This window comes from Cyanobium sp. ATX 6F1 (genome assembly GCF_024346315.1).
Taxonomy (GTDB): Bacteria; Cyanobacteriota; Cyanobacteriia; order PCC-6307; family Cyanobiaceae; genus ATX-6F1.
Window position 1 is genome coordinate 219448 of sequence record NZ_JAGQCS010000005.1, and the last position, 12745, is coordinate 232192.

The 12745-nt window shown below is 67.0% G+C and carries 15 protein-coding genes, 1 tRNA gene and 1 other RNA gene; 9 read left to right on the forward strand and 8 right to left on the reverse strand.

Annotation, left to right across the window (positions count from 1 at the left end):
• Window positions 1-6 precede the first annotated feature (6 nt).
• Complete coding sequence (locus KBZ13_RS09605; RefSeq protein ID WP_255008615.1) at window positions 7-1032, forward strand: acetate/propionate family kinase; 1026 nt, start codon at window positions 7-9, stop codon at window positions 1030-1032.
• On the opposite strand, the gene KBZ13_RS09610 is transcribed toward KBZ13_RS09605, so the two are convergent.
• The 3 genes from KBZ13_RS09610 to KBZ13_RS09620 all read right to left on the reverse strand — a co-directional run bounded on the left by KBZ13_RS09610 (window position 1029) and on the right by KBZ13_RS09620 (window position 2115).
• Entirely contained in the window at window positions 1029-1505 is a 477-nt protein-coding gene (locus KBZ13_RS09610; RefSeq protein ID WP_255008616.1) for a hypothetical protein, read from the reverse strand. The two genes, KBZ13_RS09605 and KBZ13_RS09610, sit on opposite strands and share 4 nt — an antisense overlap.
• 54 nt (window positions 1506-1559) lie before the next feature.
• The gene (locus KBZ13_RS09615; protein WP_255008617.1) at window positions 1560-1883 is read right to left on the reverse strand and encodes a hypothetical protein; all 324 of its coding nucleotides are present in this window, start codon (window positions 1881-1883) and stop codon (window positions 1560-1562) included.
• A gap of 158 nt (window positions 1884-2041) precedes the next feature.
• Window positions 2042-2115 (reverse strand) — tRNA-Arg (locus KBZ13_RS09620).
• A gap of 59 nt (window positions 2116-2174) precedes the next feature.
• Here KBZ13_RS09620 and rnpB point away from each other — a divergent pair.
• Window positions 2175-2559: RNase P RNA component class A (gene rnpB, locus KBZ13_RS09625), an RNA gene on the forward strand.
• 35 nt (window positions 2560-2594) lie between these two features.
• Window positions 2595-3308 carry a ribonuclease III gene (gene rnc, locus KBZ13_RS09630; protein WP_255008618.1) on the forward strand — a complete coding sequence of 238 codons (714 nt, stop codon included), beginning with the start codon at window positions 2595-2597 and terminating at the stop codon, window positions 3306-3308.
• 19 nt (window positions 3309-3327) lie between these two features.
• Here the strand turns inward: rnc and KBZ13_RS09635 are convergent, their stop codons facing one another.
• Window positions 3328-3504: an NAD(P)H dehydrogenase subunit NdhS gene (locus KBZ13_RS09635; RefSeq protein WP_255008619.1), complete on the reverse strand. Its 177-nt coding sequence runs from the start codon at window positions 3502-3504 to the stop codon at window positions 3328-3330.
• 53 nt (window positions 3505-3557) lie between these two features.
• On the opposite strand from KBZ13_RS09635, the gene rimM reads away from it, so the two are divergent.
• A complete protein-coding gene (gene rimM, locus KBZ13_RS09640; protein WP_255008620.1) occupies window positions 3558-4100 on the forward strand; it encodes a ribosome maturation factor RimM in 543 nt (180 codons plus the stop codon).
• 41 nt (window positions 4101-4141) lie between these two features.
• On the forward strand, window positions 4142-5602 hold the full coding sequence (locus tag KBZ13_RS09645; RefSeq protein WP_255008621.1) for a mannose-1-phosphate guanylyltransferase/mannose-6-phosphate isomerase: 1461 nt from the start codon (window positions 4142-4144) through the stop codon (window positions 5600-5602).
• Between the two features lie 131 nt (window positions 5603-5733).
• On the opposite strand, the gene glmS is transcribed toward KBZ13_RS09645, so the two are convergent.
• Window positions 5734-7638 carry a glutamine--fructose-6-phosphate transaminase (isomerizing) gene (gene glmS / locus KBZ13_RS09650; protein ID WP_255008622.1) on the reverse strand — a complete coding sequence of 635 codons (1905 nt, stop codon included), beginning with the start codon at window positions 7636-7638 and terminating at the stop codon, window positions 5734-5736.
• Window positions 7639-7732: 94 nt separating this feature from the next.
• Entirely contained in the window at window positions 7733-7978 is a 246-nt protein-coding gene (psaC, locus tag KBZ13_RS09655; RefSeq protein WP_254939178.1) for a photosystem I iron-sulfur center protein PsaC, read from the reverse strand.
• Between the two features lie 144 nt (window positions 7979-8122).
• Here psaC and acpP point away from each other — a divergent pair, with 144 nt between their 5' ends.
• The 3 genes from acpP to tkt are packed head-to-tail and all read left to right on the forward strand — an operon-like array spanning window position 8123 to window position 11681.
• Complete coding sequence (gene acpP / locus KBZ13_RS09660) at window positions 8123-8365, forward strand: acyl carrier protein (protein ID WP_255008624.1); 243 nt, start codon at window positions 8123-8125, stop codon at window positions 8363-8365.
• 8 nt (window positions 8366-8373) lie between these two features.
• Window positions 8374-9621, forward strand: a complete 1248-nt coding sequence (gene fabF, locus KBZ13_RS09665) for a beta-ketoacyl-ACP synthase II (RefSeq protein WP_255008626.1) — start codon at window positions 8374-8376, stop codon at window positions 9619-9621.
• A 50-nt stretch (window positions 9622-9671) separates the two neighbouring features.
• Window positions 9672-11681 carry a transketolase gene (gene tkt, locus KBZ13_RS09670; RefSeq protein ID WP_255008628.1) on the forward strand — a complete coding sequence of 670 codons (2010 nt, stop codon included), beginning with the start codon at window positions 9672-9674 and terminating at the stop codon, window positions 11679-11681.
• Window positions 11682-11889: 208 nt separating this feature from the next.
• Here tkt and KBZ13_RS15810 read toward each other — a convergent pair whose 3' ends face one another.
• Window positions 11890-12159, reverse strand: coding sequence for a DUF2442 domain-containing protein (locus KBZ13_RS15810; protein ID WP_409995636.1), 270 nt, complete (start codon window positions 12157-12159; stop codon window positions 11890-11892).
• Window positions 12131-12304, reverse strand: coding sequence for a DUF4160 domain-containing protein (locus KBZ13_RS09675; RefSeq protein ID WP_255008747.1), 174 nt, complete (start codon window positions 12302-12304; stop codon window positions 12131-12133). The genes KBZ13_RS15810 and KBZ13_RS09675 overlap by 29 nt, the downstream gene beginning before the upstream one ends.
• Window positions 12305-12306: 2 nt before the next feature.
• Between KBZ13_RS09675 and KBZ13_RS09680 the strand changes: the two genes are divergently transcribed.
• Window positions 12307-12561 carry a hypothetical protein gene (locus KBZ13_RS09680; RefSeq protein WP_255008763.1) on the forward strand — a complete coding sequence of 85 codons (255 nt, stop codon included), beginning with the start codon at window positions 12307-12309 and terminating at the stop codon, window positions 12559-12561.
• Window positions 12562-12745 lie beyond the last annotated feature (184 nt).

Here is a 12745-nt window from a genome sequence, read left to right on the forward strand (position 1 = left end):
CGGGCCGTGGAGCTTGCCCTGGTGGTGAATCTGGGCAGCTCCAGCCTCAAGGGCGCGGTGATCGATCGCGCCGGGGAGCGGCTCTGGCAGGGGCAGGGCCCCGGCGGCAGCGGGGCATCGCCCTGGTTGGCAGAGCAGCTGGAGCCCTGGCGCGGCCGACTGACCCTGGCGGCCCACCGGGTGGTGCACGGGGGAGAGCGCTTCAGCGGGCCGGCCCGGATCACACCGGAACTGGTGGAAGCGCTGGAGGCGCTGGTGCCCCTGGCGCCGCTCCACAACGGGCCCGCCCTGGCCTTGATTCGCGCCTTGATCGCTTGGGATCCGGCGCTCGAGCAGTGGGCCTGCTTCGACACCGCCTTCCACCACCACCTCCCGGAGGCCGCCTACACCTATGCCCTGCCGGCGCGCTGGCGGGCCCAGGGGCTGCGGCGCTTCGGCTTCCACGGCCTCAACCACCAGCACGTGAGCGAGACGGTGGCCGCCCGCCTGGGCCACCCCACGCAACTTCGGCTGATCAGCTGCCACCTGGGGGCGGGTTGCTCCCTGGCGGCGATCCAGGCCGGCCGCAGCATCGACACCACCATGGGCTACACCCCCCTGGAGGGTCTGGTGATGGCCAGCCGCAGCGGCTCTGTGGACCCCGGCCTGCTGCTGCATCTGATGCGCGAGGGCCTGCGCCCCGATCAGATCGATCAGGCCCTCAGCCGCGAAAGCGGCCTGCTCGGTCTCTCGGAGCTCAGTGGCGACTGGGCCGAGCTGCGCCGCGCCGCCGCCGCGGGCCACCGGGGCGCCAGGCTGGCCCTCGCCGTGTTTCAGCACCGGCTGCTGGCGGGCATCGGAGCCATGGCCGCCAGCCTCGGCGGAGTCGATGCCATCGCCCTCAGCGGCGGCATCGGCGCCAACGATGCCCTGTTGGAGATCGAGCTCAGGGAGCGGCTGGGCTGGCTGGGGCCGATCGAATGGCTGCGCGTTCCCTCCGATGAGGAAGGCCTGATGGCCCGCCAATGCCTGGCACTGGCAACCGCGGCTTAGCTGCGGTGGTCGGGCAGGTCGGGGGTCTGGTGCAGCAGGCGATTCAGGCGCAGCCGATCGGCATTGAGGGGATCAGGGGCCAGCTCACCGGCCTGCTCCTTGAATTTTTGCTCCACCTCCTCGGGCACCCGCACATCGAAGATGCGCTCCATCAGCGCCTCGATCGAGAACAGGTGAGCATTGATGTTCTCCAGGTCGCCGATGGCCTGCTGCATGGCGTCGTTCTCCTCTGACGGTGGCTCGGGAGCTCCCTTGGCCCCGGCTGCCGTGGGCGGTGCGGCAGGTGGTGTCTCAGCGTCACCGTGGATCTTCTGCAGGTCTTCGAGCACCCGCCCGGCCAGGGTGCGAAAGGATTGCAGCGCAGCCCAATTGAGCTCCTGCTGCTGGCGCAGGGTGGGGTTTTCGCGAATCAATCGGTCGTGTTCCCGATAAAAACGCTGGCAGTCAGGGCATTGGCAGGGCTCTTCGGGCACCGCACTCCCTTGGTTCTCAAATTCCATCATGGCATTGCCCAGCCCTGGCTTCTCTCAAGCCGTCATCGATCCGGCGTCGTACTCCGGACCGTCGTCACACTCGAGCACGACGGGGAGGGGAATTTCGATCGAGCTGACCACCCCGATCACGTCCCGCAGCCGCATGGAGTCGGCAAACCAGCCCATGGCCTGCTCCACATCCCCGCGCTTCTCGGCGTCGGTGGCCTGATCCTCATGGGCCTCCGCCAGCAGGGCCAGCCAACAGAGGCAGCGGGCCTGAACCACGGAAAGGTCCAGGTCACCTCCCTGGTTGGCGGCGATGCGCTCACTTTCCTGTTGCACCAGCAGCCGCAAGCGCAGATCGTGAAGCTGGGTCATCGGGGAAGGACGACTGGGCCCACGCTAGCTGCAGGGGCCCGAATGGAAAGACCACCACCCGTAGCGCAGGCTACCGGCGCCAGCCTTTGTTTACGGGCCATGGTGAAGCGCTGGCGGGGTCCCTTTCTCCAACGAGCGTGCTGACTGGGGGCTGCCTACGGGGCTGGCGGGACTCGAACCCACGACCTACGGTTTAGGAAACCGTCGCTCTATCCGGCTGAGCTACAGCCCCCTGGCTGGCCATTATGGGCGCCGCCTGCGGGGTCAGCCCACGGGGGCATGATGGAGCTCGAAAGCAGGCGAGGTGGTCGCAATCGGGGGTTCACCCCCGGTTGAGGAAAGTCCGGGCTCCCCAATGTCCAGGCCTGCTGGGTAACGCCCAGTGCGGGTGACCGTGAGGAGAGTGCCACAGAAACACACCGCCGATGGCCCGGGCTTGCCCGGCGCACAGGCAAGGGTGCAAAGGTGCGGTAAGAGCGCACCAGCAGCATCGAGAGGTGCTGGCTCGGTAAACCCCGGCTGGGAGCAAGGCCCAGGGACAACGGTTGGCCATGACACCCGTCCCGACCTAAGTGCGCCGCTCGAGGCCGTTGGTAACAACGGTCCCAGATAGATGACCGCCCCGGATCGCTTCGGCGAACCGGAACAGAACCCGGCTTACGTCCTGCTTTCACCCCTTCGCGGCCCCAACGGACCGCCCCTCCCGATCCGATGTCGATCACGAGCGAACGCCGCCAGCAGTTGGTTGCCTTCCTGGCGTCCCTGGGGCTGGAGGAGCCCCCGGATCTGGGCCCGATCGATGAGGCCCTGACCCACACCTCCGCCGGCCGGGCCCGCAACCATGAGCACCTGGAGTTCCTGGGCGATGCGGTGCTCAGGCTGGCGGCGTCCGAACACCTGCAACGCCACCACCCGCAACTCAGCGTTGGTGCTTGCTCAGCCCTGCGCGCCCAGCTGGTGAGCGACCGAGCCCTGGCCGACCTCGGCGCCGCCTGTGGGATCGAATCAGTGTTGCTGCAAGCGGAGGCCACCCGCCGCGACCCGCTGGCCGCCCCCACCGTGCGCGCCGAGAGCACCGAAGCGCTGATCGGTGGCCTCTACGAAGCCTGGGGCAGCCTGGAGCCCGTGCACCGCTGGCTGGCGCCCCATTGGCAGCGCGCCACCGCCGAGCTGCTGGCGGACCCTCACCGCCACAACTGGAAGCAGGCGCTGCAGGAATGGAGCCAGGGCTTGGGGCTGGGGCTGCCGAGCTACGCGGTCGAGGAACGCCACAGCAGCCATGGCCACCCGGAGCGCTTCCATGGCCGGGTGCAGCTGGCGGGGAAACCCCTGGGTGAGGGTTACGGCCGCTCGCGCCGCGATGCGGAGCAACAGGCGGCCCGTCAGGCCCTGGAGCGGTTGAAGCAGGAGCAGCCCAGCCCCTGAGCGGGTGCCAGCACGGCGCTCAGACCTTTTCCAGGTGCTTGAGGGGCAGGGTCACCAGCTTGTCCCAGTTGCCGCCCTCGAACAGCACCGCCGCCCGCACATCGCTGATGCGCTGCACGAAGCCGCGGTAGCCGTCGTAGATGGAGCGGGCGTCGCGCACCACCACGGTGGAGCCCGGCAGGATCAGTTCAGCCATGGGGTCAGCCCGTCGTGCCGCCATTATCGGCTCAGGCGCCCGCAACCGACGCGATGGATGAGTGGCTGATGGTGGGCAAGGTGGTGGCGGCGCAGGGTCTGCGCGGAGAGCTGCGCGTGGTGCCCCGCAGCGATTTCCCGGAACGTTTCACCGCCCCCGGACCCCGCTGGTTGCGCCTGAAGCAGGCAGAACCCCGCCCGGTGGATCTGGTGGCCGGGCGGCAGCTGCCGGGCAAAGAGCTGTTCGTGGTGCGCCTGGCGGGCATCGACAGCCGCGAGGCCGCCGAAGCCCTCGTCGGCCAGGAACTGCTGGTGCGCGGCGACGACCGGCCGGAGCTGGCCGAGGGGGAGTTCCACCTCAGTGACCTGGTCGGTCTGCAGGTGCGGCTCGAGGCCGATGGCCGCAGCATCGGCACCGTGGTCGATCTGCTCTCGGCCGGCAACGATCTGCTGGAGGTGGAACTCAACGCCGAAGGTGCGGGGGAGGGGAAGGGGAGGCGCGTGCTGGTGCCGTTCGTCGAGGCGATCGTGCCCACGGTGAACCTTGCCGAGGGTTGGCTGGGCCTGACACCACCACCGGGGTTGTTGGATTCCTGAGGGGCCCCATAGCATCAGCTCCCATGCCCGGCTCTGCCCCCATGAGTTCCTTGGCCAGCGCACCGACCTCGCTCGTGCCGGTGATCCTGTGCGGGGGCACCGGCACCCGGCTCTGGCCCCTGTCGCGGGCCAGTTACCCCAAGCAGTACTGGGCCCTGGCCGGCCAGGGGGAGGAGACCCTGCTGCAACAGACCCAGCAACGGCTCGAGGGCCTGCCCGGCCTGGCCCCGCCGCTGCTGATCTGCAACGAAGACCACCGCTTCATCGTTGCCGAGCAGATGCGCCAGATCGGGATCGAGCCCGGGGCGATCCTGCTGGAGCCCCTGGGGCGCAATACCGCTCCCGCCGTGGCGGTGGCGGCCCTCAAGGCCACGGCCCTGGGGGAGGACCCCCTGCTGCTGGTGCTGGCCGCCGACCATGTGATCCGTGACGCCGGTCGCTTCCGCGCCACGGTCTGCGCCGGCATCGCCAGCGCCGAAGCCGGTTCCCTGGTCACCTTCGGCATCGTCCCCAGCTCGGCGGAAACCGGCTATGGCTACATCGAGGCCGCCGAGAGCCTGGGGCCCTCACCGGTGCCGATCGCCCGCTTCGTCGAGAAACCCGACCGCGCCACCGCCGAGCAGTTCTTGTCCACCGGTCGCTTCACCTGGAACAGCGGCATGTTCCTGTTCCGTGCCAGCACGGTGCTCTTGGAGCTCGAACGGCTGGCGCCGGAGGTGGTGAGCGCCTGCCGCGCTGCCCTCGACCACGACAGCAGCGATCTGGATTTCCTGCGGCTGGAGCGGGAGGCCTTCGCCACCTGCCCCAACGTCGCCTTCGATGTGGCGGTGATGGAGAAGACCGAGCGGGGGGCCGTGCTGGCCCTGGAGGCGGGCTGGAGCGATGTCGGCAGCTGGAGTGCCCTGTGGGAGACGGGCGACCGCGACGGGGCGGGCAACGTGTTGCGGGGCCGGGTGATCAGCGAAGGGGCGCGCAATTGCTATCTGCGCAGCGAGCACCGCCTGGTGGTGGGGCTGGGGGTGGAGGATCTGGTCGTGATCGAAACCGATGACGCCGTGCTGGTGGCCCACCGCGACCGGGCCCAGGACGTCAAGACGATCGTGAACAGGCTGGCGGCCGATGGCAGTTCCGAAGGCAAGGCCCACCGCCGCATCTACCGCCCCTGGGGCCACTACGACGGCGTCGTGGAAGGGGAGCGCTGGCAGGTCAAGAAGATCCAGGTCAAACCGGGCGCCTGCCTGTCCCTGCAGATGCACCATCACCGGGCCGAGCACTGGGTGGTGGTCAAGGGCACGGCCGTGGTCGAAAAAGACGGGGTCGAAGAACTGGTGGGCGAAAACCAGAGCACCTACATCCCCCTGGGCGCCAAGCACCGCCTCTCCAACCCCGGCAAGATCCCGGTGGAGCTGATCGAGGTGCAGAGCGGCCCCTACCTGGGCGAAGACGACATCGTCCGCTTCGAAGACCGCTACGGCCGCAGCGACGCCGCGCTGGTGCCGTAGTCGCCCCAAACGTCCCCCCCCTGACCCAGCGACCCCAGGGCGTCACCCCCCGTTGAACCGGGGTCCCGGTCTGCGCAGGCGGCCTTGCTCGCCCCGCGAGCTCAGCCGCCGAAGCGGACCGGGACCCCGGTTCACTCCACCGTGACACTCTTCGCCAGATTTCGTGGTTGATCCACATCCAACCCCCGGTGGGCGGCGATGTGATAGCTGAGCAGCTGCATGGGAATCACCGTCAGCAGCGGCGAGATCAGTTCATCGACCACCGGCACCGGCAGCAGCAGGTCGAACAGCTCGGTGTCGGGGCCCTCAGGGGCCACGCCGATCAGCTGGGCATCGCGGGCCTTGGCCTCTTGGGCATTGGAGAGCACCTTGTCGAAGACCACGCCCGGCACCGCGATCGAGACCACGGGAACCCGGGCATCGAGCAGAGCGATCGGTCCGTGCTTCATCTCGCCAGCGGGATAACCCTCGGCGTGGATGTAGCTGATCTCCTTGAGCTTGAGGGCGCCCTCGAGGGCAATCGGATAGTTGATCCCCCGGCCCAGGAAGATCATGTCGTGGGTCTCGTTGAACAGGTGGGCCACTTCGGCGCAGCGCCGGTCGTGTTCGTCCACCAGCTGAGAGAGCTGGGCGGGGATGGTGCGCAGTTCCCCCACCAGCCGCTGCAAGGTCTCCGGGCACTGCCCCCGGCGCTCGGCGAAGGCGATCGCCAGACCGTAGAAGGTCAGCATCTGGCCCATGAAGGTCTTGGTGGCCGCCACCCCCACCTCGATGCCGGCGCCGATGTCGAGGATGTGGCTCACCAGGCGACCCAGGGAGCTTTCCGGGCGGTTGGTGATCCCCAGCAGCCGCGGGGCGAAGGCCGGGTCGGCCACCAGTTCCCGCCGCTCCTGCTCCATCAACAGGGCCGCCAGGGTGTCGGCCGTCTCTCCCGACTGGGTCACCCCAATGGTCAGGGTGTGGGGGGCCAGGGGCGGCGGGGCATAGCGGAACTCGCTGGCATGGAACACCGAGGTGGGCAGGCCGGCGAGTTGCTCGAGCAGGTAGGCCCCCACCAGGGCGGCATGGCGGCTGGTGCCGCAGGCCAGAATCTGGATGCGTTCCACCCCTGCGAAGACCGACTCATCGAGGGGCAGGGCCACCAGAGGTGCAGCCCCGGCCACGGTTCGCTCGGCCTCGCTCGATTCAGGCAGATGGCGGGCGACCCAGAGGGCCGCGGTCTCGGATTGCTCGTGGATTTCCTTGAGCATGAAATGGCGGAAGCTGCGCTTGTCAGCCACGTGCTCCGTGCCGCTGAGCAGCGTCGGCGTGCGCTGCTGGCGCTCACCGGCCCCGTCATAGAGCTCGATTCCCAGGGGGGTGAGCAGGGCCACCTCGCCGTCCTCCATGGGCAGGATCGTGCGGGTGAAGCCCGCCAGGGCCGGAGTGTCGCTGGCGCAGAGGAACTCCCCTTCCCCCAGGCCGATCAGCAGGGGAGCCTGGCGGCGGGCCACCACCAGGGCACCGGGAGTCTCCGCCCAGACCACCGCAAGGGCGTAGGCGCCGTGGAGCAGCGGCAGCACCCGCTGGAGCGCCTCCAGCAAGAGCTGGCCGCTGGCGGCACGGCCGGCTTGACGCAGGGCCGCCAGTTCACGGCCCAGCAGGTGGGGGATCACCTCGGTGTCGGTCTCCGAGAGAAACACCACCCCTTCGGCCTGCAGCTCCTGGCGCAGGCTGCGGAAGTTCTCGATGATGCCGTTCTGCACCACCGCCACCTGGCCGGAACCATCCAGGTGGGGATGGGCATTGCGTTCCTCCGGTTTGCCGTGGGTGGCCCAACGGGTGTGGCCGATGCCGCAGAGCCCCCGGGCCCCCTGCTGCTCGTAGCGGCTGGTGAGGTTGACCAACTTGCCCTGGGCCCGCAGGCAAGTGAGCTCACCCCCGGCCACGGTGGCCAGGCCGGCGGAGTCGTAGCCGCGGTACTCCAGCTGACGCAAGCCCTCAAGCAGCAGAGGAGCCGCCTCGCGGGAACCGATCACCGCGACGATGCCGCACATGGAGGAAGGGGCTGAGTGGGCTCGTTTCTAGTGGATCGCCAGGCAGAAAAAAAGCCCGGCCGAGGCCGGGCTTGATTCCTTGATGGAGGGCCGATTAGTAGGCCAGACCCATGCTGCGGCTGGTCTCGTCGCCGAGGTAGACGCGGATGCTGAGGAAGTCGGTGGGGCAGGCGGTTTCGCAACGCTTGCAACCGACGCAGTCTTCGGTGCGGGGGGACGAGGCGATCTGGGCTGCCTTACAGCCATCCCAGGGGACCATCTCGAGCACGTCGAGTGGGCAGGCGCGCACACACTGGGTGCAACCAATGCAGGTGTCGTAGATCTTGACGGAATGGGACATGCCCGACCGGAAGCGAACGGCGTGGAGCCCAAAGTACCCAAAGCGGACCGGGGCCAACCGGGGCCCTGGGCACCCCGTCACCCTTGTTCATAAGCCAGGGGGTGTCCGGGCGACCCGTAGGATGCGGCCTCCCACCAACCGGTCATGTCCCAGGAAGCGACCTACGAGAAAGTCCGCTCGATCGTTGCCGAGCAACTCAGCGTCGATGCCGCTGAAGTCAAGCCAGAGTCGAACTTTCAGAACGATCTGGGCGCTGACTCCCTCGACACCGTTGAACTGGTGATGGCCCTGGAAGAAGCCTTCGACATCGAGATCCCCGACGAGGCCGCCGAAGGCATCCTCACCGTCGGTGACGCCGTCAAGTACATCCAGGACAAGCAGGCCTGAGGATCCCGATGGTGGAGGGTCTCCACCGCGTCGTGGTCACGGGCCTGGGCGCGGTCACACCGATCGGCAATGACGTTTCCTCCTACTGGGAAGGTTTGAGCACCGGTCGCAACGGGGTGGCGCCGATCGCCCTGTTCGATGCCTCACGCCATGCCTGTCGGTTCGCGGCCGAGGTCAAGGGCTTCGACCCCACGGGCTGGATCGAACCCAAGGAGGCGAAGCGCTGGGACCGCTTCTGCAAGTTCGGTGTGGTGGCCGCCAAACAGGCGGTCGCGGATGCGGGCCTCAGCGTCGACGATCTCAACCAGCATCGGGTCGGTGTGGCGATCGGTTCTGGGGTGGGCGGACTGCTGATGATGGAGACCCAGGCCCACGTGCTGGCGGAACGGGGGCCGGATCGGGTCAGCCCCTTCTGTGTGCCGATGATGATCCCGAACATGGCCACGGGATTGGCGGCCATCGCCCTGGGGGCCAAGGGACCCAGCAGCGCCGTGGCCACCGCTTGCGCCGCTGGCTCCAATGCCATCGGTGACGCCTACCGGCTGATTCAACTTGGTCTGGCCGACGCCATGGTCTGCGGCGGGGCCGAATCGGCAATCACGCCTCTGGGGGTGGCCGGTTTCGCCAGCGCCAAGGCCCTCTCCTTCCGCAACGACGACCCGGCCACGGCGAGCCGCCCCTTCGATGCCGAGCGCAACGGCTTCGTGATCGGTGAAGGGGCCGGCCTGCTGGTGCTCGAAAGCCTGGAGCACGCCGAGGCCCGCGGCGCCGAGATCCTGGCGGAGGTGGTGGGCTACGGCATGACCTGTGACGCCTATCACTACACCTTGCCCTCCCCCGGTGGAGTGGGCGCCGCCGAGGCGATCCGCTTGGCCCTGGCGGACGCGCACCTCGACCCGGCGGACGTGGACTACATCAACGCCCACGGCACCAGCACCCAGGCCAACGACAGCAACGAAACCGCCGCCATCAAGACGGTCCTTGGGGAGCGTGCGTTCCAGATCCCGGTGAGCTCGACCAAATCGATGACGGGGCACCTGCTCGGTGGCAGCGGCGGGATCGAGGCCGTGGCCTCCGTGCTGGCGCTTGTTCACGGCCTCGTTCCACCTACGATCAATTACCAAAACCCGGATCCGGCCTGTGATCTGGATTACGTTCCCAACCAAGCCCGGGAACAGAAGCTGAACGTGGTGCTCTCGAACTCCTTCGGGTTTGGTGGTCACAACGTCTGTCTTGCCTTCCGTCGGATGGGCTGATTCCCAGCCCCCCGGAACGCCCCACTCCCCTCACCCTTCCCTCCATCCCCATGGTCGCCGCGCCCCCCGTGTCCATCGACACCCTCTGCGTCAACAGCATCCGCTTCCTGGCGATCGACGCGATCAACAAGTCGAACTCGGGGCACCCCGGCCTGCCCATGGGCGCCGCTCCCATGGCCTACGCCCTCTGGGATCGGGCGTTGAAGCACAACCCCAAGAACCCCCTCTGGTTCAACCGCGACCGCTTCGTGCTCTCCGCCGGCCACGGCTGCATGCTGCTCTACGCGCTGCTGCACCTCACCGGCTACGACAGCGTCACCATCGAGGACATCAAGCAGTTCCGCCAATGGGGATCGAAGACCCCCGGCCACCCGGAAACGTTTGAGACACCGGGCGTTGAAGTCACCACCGGCCCCCTGGGCCAGGGCATCGCCAACGCCGTGGGCCTGGCGATCGCCGAAGCGCACCTGGCGGCGCAGTTCAACAAACCCGGTCTGCCGCTCGTCGATCACTACACCTACGTGATCATGGGCGACGGTTGCCACCAGGAGGGGATCTCCGGTGAGGCCGCCTCCCTGGCGGGTCACCTGGGCCTGGGCAAGCTGATTGGCCTCTACGACGACAACCACATCACCATCGATGGAAACACCGAGGTTTCCTTCACCGAGGATGTGCTCAAGCGCTATGAGGCCTACGGCTGGCACGTGCAGCACGTGGCCGAGGGCAACACCGATGTGGACGCGATCAGCCGGGCGATCGAGGCGGCCAAGGCGGTCACCGACAGGCCAAGCCTGATCAAGGTCACCACCACCATCGGCTACGGCTCCCCCAACAAGGCCGACACCGCCGGCGTGCATGGGGCGGCCCTGGGCGTTGAGGAAGCGGCCCTCACCCGGGCGGCCCTGGAGTGGACCTACGGCGACTTCGAAGTGCCCCAGGCGTCCTACGACCACTGGCGCCAGGCAATCGAGCGCGGCGCCGCCCTGGAATCGGCCTGGAACGACACCCTGGCCTCCTACCGCTCCGCCTACCCCGCTGAAGCCGCTGAATTCGAGCGCCGGCTGCGGGGCGAGCTGCCCAGCGGCTGGGAGCAGGCCCTGCCCAGCTTCACCCCCGCCGACAAGGGCCTGGCCACGCGCCAGTACTCCTACAACGTGCTCAATGCGATCGGGCCCAAGCTGCCCGAGCTGATCGGCGGCTCGGCCGACCTCACCCACTCCAACCTCACCGACATCAAGGGAGAGAAGAGTTTTCAGAAGGGCGCCGAGGCCAACCGCTACCTGCACTTCGGCGTGCGCGAACACGCCATGGCAGCGATCCTCAATGGCCTCGCGTATCACGGCAGCGGCTTGATTCCCTACGGCGGCACCTTCCTGGTGTTCGCGGGCTACGCCCTGGGCGCCATCCGGCTCTCGGCCCTGAGTGAGCTGGGGGTGATCTACGTGTTCACCCACGACTCGATCGGCCTGGGCGAAGACGGTCCCACCCACCAGCCGGTGGAAACGCTGGCGAATCTGCGCGCGATCCCCAATCTGCTGGTGATCCGCCCGGGCGATGGCAACGAAACCAGCGGCGCTTACCAGGTGGCCGTCACCAACCGCAAGCGGCCCACGGTGCTGGCCCTCAGCCGCCAGGCCATGGCCAACCAGGCCAACTCCAGCGCCGACAAGGTGGCCAAGGGCGGCTACATCCTCGAGGACAGCGACGGCACCCCCGAGCTGATCGTGATCGGTTCGGGCACCGAGCTCGAGCTCTGCACCAAGGCCGCCGCCCAACTGCGGGCCGAGGGCAAAAACGTGCGCGTGGTGTCGATGCCCTGCGTGGAACTGTTCGAGGAGCAGGACGCCGCCTACCGCGAATCCGTGCTCCCCGCCGCCGTGCGCCAGCGCCTGGTGGTGGAAGCCTCCAGTTCCTTCGGTTGGCACAAGTACACCGGCTTCGACGGTGACACCGTGTCGATCGATCGCTTCGGAGCCTCGGCTCCGGGCGGCGTGTGCTTGGAGAAGTTCGGCTTCACGGTGGAGAACGTGGTGGCGAAGGCGAAGGCGTTGCTGGGCTGAGGCTGGGCGGAACTCAGCCAGTGAATGTGGGCCGGGACGCTTCTCGGCCGATCAAAGCCCCGCCCAGATGGGTGGGGCTTTTTGATGGCTTGTGGGAGATCATTGGCTGAGAAGGTTCGATCGCAGAAACCATTGCTGGATCTAACGGTCAAGATCAGCGGCGGATAGCAGCCATGGGAGCGCATCACGCAAGCCATGCCATGCCTGCTTATTCTTGATGTTCGGAAGTCATCCTTGCTTGAAGCGGAAACTCACTTGGATGACGGATTGAGGCTACAGATAGATCTACGTCGAGATCGGGCCAATAGAGATGATCTTCTGTTGGGCGGAGCACATTGGCTACTTGTTCAATTGTGCCCCCCCTGAACCAAGGGAATTCCGAGTAGGGGATCACCAACTCCTCTTCATCGACCAGTATCCACAGGCAATGCCTGGAGACATTGGTGACCTCAGCTGGGAAAGTAGTTGTTCCAGGCATCGATGATCTCCTGATGGTGAGCTTCCACTACGCGTTGGGCATCCCTGAGTCGCGAATCGCCAAGGCAAATATTCTTTGCAATTTGCACAGCTGGTGTCAACCAGAACTTTGCTTCTCCATCAGGATGACTGACGTGAACATGCATGCGTGGCTCTTCTCGCGAAAAGAAGAATAAACGATATTCTCCATCTCGAAGAACAGTTGGCAACAAGGACTCCTCTAGATAACCACTCAAGCATAGGCAGGAAGGTCGCCCATGTCATGCGGCGTGGCGCAGCAACAGCCCTAATGATCTCCGGGAAGCTCAAACAGGATGAATGCTCCTCAGCCGGTCATACGATCTTCCCAACGCCGATTGGGCTGGCCAGCGAACAAACTGAAGTCAAGGCCCTCCTGTTGTAGGTGACCCAACCAAGGTGTGATGCATGGCATGAAACTCCAGCGGCACAAGGGCCTTGGGCCAACGGCTTTGACCAGGCAGAGTCTTGGGCGGAACCGAGAATCAACTGTTGACACTCCCCAGAAGCTGGTCTGCTCTCGCCAGCGCTTCTGGCTCAGCCCGCCCATGCCAGCCAATGCCAATCCA